Origin of the sequence: Flavobacterium aquariorum (genome assembly GCF_003254745.1) — a bacterium.
GTDB classification, from domain to species: domain Bacteria; phylum Bacteroidota; class Bacteroidia; order Flavobacteriales; family Flavobacteriaceae; genus Flavobacterium; species Flavobacterium aquariorum.
In genome coordinates, this window is the sequence record NZ_QKXH01000039.1 from 1 (window position 1) to 255 (window position 255).

1 protein-coding gene is annotated in these 255 nt (G+C 31.0%); it reads right to left on the reverse strand.

Translation table 11 applies throughout. The features are described from left to right. Positions 1-16 precede the first annotated feature (16 nt). A partial coding sequence (locus tag DOS84_RS18900; protein WP_111411652.1) for a GIY-YIG nuclease family protein occupies positions 17-255 on the reverse strand: 239 nt, incomplete at its 5' end.

Genomic DNA, 255 nt, shown 5'->3' on the forward strand with positions numbered 1-255 from the left:
ATCGGAATGCTCTGAATCAGCTGAGCTGACCTTTTTTTAAAATTAATTCTTGAATCTTAATTCTGCTTTTCCAAGATTTAATTTGTAATTCTCTCTTGTGAGCCAGTTCTTTCGTTTGATAGTTTTCAATATAAACAACTTTCCAGTCGTTTACATTTCCAGTAAAGCCTTTGCTTTTTTGATTATGTCTAACAATCCTTTCTTCTAAATTAGAAGTGAACCCAATATAAAATCTGTTCTTGGTTTCGCTAAATA